The 519-nt window shown below is 63.8% G+C and carries 1 protein-coding gene; it reads left to right on the forward strand.

Features of this window, described 5'->3' with window-relative positions; genetic code table 11:
• Positions 1 to 519 (forward strand): efflux RND transporter permease subunit (locus AACY52_RS30070; RefSeq protein WP_339561343.1); only part of this gene is annotated, 519 nt, incomplete at both ends.

The raw sequence follows: 519 nt of genomic DNA on the forward strand, positions 1-519 counted from the left end.
CGGTTTGCTGCTGGTGATTCCGCCCCCCCCAGTGGCCGGCATCGGCACTGGCGGCGGTTGGAAGATGCTGATCGAGGATCGCTCCAACCTCGGTTACAAGGCGTTGGAGGGGGCCGCATTCGCAATGATGATGAAGGCCAATCAGACGCCGGGCATTACCTCAGCCTTCACTACCTTCAACACCCGCACTCCACGCCTGTTCGCCGATATCGATCGCGAGCGGGCCGAGCAGATGGGCGTGCCGGTTTCGAACGTGTTTTCGACGCTCGGCACCTATCTCGGTTCGGCGTACATCAACGACTTCAACTATCTGGGGCGCACCTACCGGGTGACCGCGCAGGCCGACGCGCCGTATCGCGACCAGATTTCGGATGTCGGGCACCTGCGCACCCGATCGGCAGCCGGAAACATGGTGCCGCTCGACGCGGTGATGACGCTCCGCAACGATAGCGGCCCGTACCGCGTGGTACGCTACAACCTCTATCCCTCGGCCGAACTGCAGGGCGACACGGTGCCCGG

The organism is Pseudomonas sp. EA_65y_Pfl1_P113, assembly GCF_963970525.1.
GTDB lineage: Bacteria > Pseudomonadota > Gammaproteobacteria > Pseudomonadales > Pseudomonadaceae > Aquipseudomonas > Aquipseudomonas tritici.